The organism is Knoellia flava TL1 (genome assembly GCF_000768675.1).
Lineage (GTDB): Bacteria > Actinomycetota > Actinomycetes > Actinomycetales > Dermatophilaceae > Knoellia > Knoellia flava.
The window spans coordinates 1-2,493 of sequence record NZ_AVPI01000052.1 but is presented as its reverse complement, the minus strand read 5'-3'; the positions used below and the strand labels follow the sequence as shown (position 1 = coordinate 2,493).

Below are 2,493 nucleotides of genomic sequence, written 5' to 3'. Positions count from 1 at the left end.
GCGGGGTGCGTGGCCACGGGTCATGTCGTCGCCACGCTCACGACGCCTCCGCCCAGATCCCAAGTCCTGAGCGCGGCTTCCACCGCACCTTCGCCCGGGTATGCCGCACAGGACGTGCCGCGAATCGCGACGCCCCACGCGAAGGGTGGCGGACGGCATACGGGCGGATTGGGTCTACTACGCGCCGTCGTATTACTATCGGGCGTAGTAGAGGGGCGGACCGCCCGCGCCAGGCACCGAGCACGGAGGAGACCGATGGAGCCCGTCGACCTGGCGAGGTGGCAGTTCGCCATCACGACCGTCTACCACTTCCTCTTCGTGCCGGTGACGATCGGGCTGTCGTTCGTCGTGGCCGTCACGCACGTCGCGTGGGTGCGCACCCGCAAGGAGGAGTGGCTCCGGCTGACGAAGTTCCTCGGCAAGCTCTTCACGATCAACTTCGCGCTCGGGCTCGTCACCGGCATCGTGCAGGAGTTCCAGTTCGGGATGAACTGGTCGGACTACTCGCGCTTCGTCGGCGACGTCTTCGGCGCACCGCTCGCCCTCGAGGCGCTGCTCGCCTTCTTCGTCGAGTCGACGTTCCTCGGGCTGTGGATCTTCGGCTGGGGGCGGATCCCCGAGAAGTTGCATGCCGCGACGATGTGGGTCGTCCACGTGGGCACGCTGCTCTCGGCCTACTTCATCCTCGCCGCGAACTCGTTCATGCAGAACCCGGTCGGCTTCCGCTACGACCCCGAGAACGGGCGCGCGGAGATGACCGACTTCGTCGCGATCCTCACCAACAAGGTGCAGCTCGTCGCTTTCCCGCACGTCATCACCTCGGCCTACATGGTCGGCGGCGCGACCGTCATGGGCGTCGGCATCTGGCTCTGGCGCCGGGCCGCCGCCCCGCGCGCCGCCGATGCGGCCGACGTCCCGATGTACCGGCGGGCCACCCGGCTCGGCGCCGTCATGACTCTCGTCGCGAGCCTCGGCGTCGTCGTCAGCGGAGACGTCCAGGGCAAGATCATGACCGAGGTCCAGCCGATGAAGATGGCCGCGGCCGAGGCGCTCTACGAGACCGAGGCCGGCGCCGGCTTCTCGATCCTCACCATCGGCTCGCTCGACGGCACCGAGGAGCACCTCGCGATCAAGGTGCCCAAGGTCCTCGCGTTCATGGCGACCGGCAACCCGAACGGCACTGTCGAGGGCATCAACGAGATCAAGGCGCGCAACGCCGAGCTCGTCGCGTCGATCGAGCGGACCTACGGCCCGGACGTCGCCGCGATCACGACCGACGCCGACTACACGCCCAACGTGCCGCTCGCCTACTGGACCTTCCGGCTCATGATGGGGCTCGGCTTCGCGTCGATGGCGCTCTCGGCGTTCCTGCTCTGGGTGACTCGGGGGACCAGGCGTCCGCCGGTGTCGCGCTGGTGGGTCTGGGCCGGCGTCGCCGCTCCCCTGCTGCCGATCTTCGGCAACAGCTTCGGCTGGATCTTCACCGAGACGGGCCGCCAGCCGTGGCTCGTCAACGGACTCATGACGACCTCGTTCGGCGTCTCGCCGTCGGTGTCGGCGACCGAGATCTGGATCTCGATGTCGGTCTACACCCTTCTGTATGCCGTCCTCGCGGTCGTCGAGGTCCGTCTCTTCCTGCGCTACGTCGCCCACGGCGCCGAGCCGTTCCACGAGCCGGAGCAGGTGCGCGAGGCCGACGCGCCACTCCAGTTCTCCTACTGACCACCCGCTGCTCGACACCGCTGCGAAAGAGGCGTTCTCGACATGGACTACCCCTTCATCTGGTTCCTCCTCATCGGGGTGCTGTGGACCGGCTACCTCGTCCTCGAGGGCTTCGACTTCGGGGTCGGTGCGCTGCTGCCGGTGCTCGGCGGTCGGGGCGCGCGCGTCGGCACGGCCGTCGACGAGTCCGACCGTCGTCGCCGCGTCATGCTCACCGCCATCGGCCCGCACTGGGACGGCAACGAGGTGTGGCTGCTCACCGCCGGCGGTGCGACGTTCGCGGCTTTCCCCCACTGGTATGCCTCGATGTTCTCCGCGTTCTACCTGCCGTTGCTGCTCCTCCTCGTCGCGCTCATCGTCCGCAACATGGGCCTGGAGTACCGCCACAAGCGCGACGACGACGAGTGGCGCCGCTGGTGGGACGCCGCGATCGTCGGCGGCTCGGTCCTTGCGCCCTTCCTCGTCGGCGTCGCCCTCACCAACGTCGTCCGGGGCATCCCGCTCGACGCCGACTTCGAGTACGTCGGGTCGCTGTGGACGCTGCTCAACCTGCCGAGCCTGCTCGGGGGCGTGACGTTCGTGGTCCTGTCGGTGACGCACGGTGCCGTCTTCCTCGCGCTCAAGACCGAGGGGCCGATCCGTGAGGACGCCCGCCGGGTGGCGACCCGGGCGGGGGTCGCGTCGGCGGCGCTCGCCGTCGCGCTGCTCGTCTGGCTCGTCGCGACCCGGGGCAGCGCCGGGGTGCTCGCCCTCTCGGCCGTGGCCGCGGTC

The 2,493-nt window shown here is 69.3% G+C and carries 2 protein-coding genes; both read left to right on the top strand.

Annotation, left to right across the window (positions count from 1 at the left end; genetic code table 11):
* The first annotated feature begins 255 nt into the window (after positions 1-255).
* Positions 256-1,722: a cytochrome ubiquinol oxidase subunit I gene (locus tag N798_RS13920; RefSeq protein WP_035949469.1), complete on the top strand. Its 1,467-nt coding sequence runs from the start codon at positions 256-258 to the stop codon at positions 1,720-1,722.
* A gap of 42 nt (positions 1,723-1,764) precedes the next feature.
* Positions 1,765-2,493, top strand: a 729-nt coding sequence (gene cydB, locus N798_RS13915; RefSeq protein ID WP_035949466.1) for a cytochrome d ubiquinol oxidase subunit II, incomplete at its 3' end; no start/stop codon positions are given.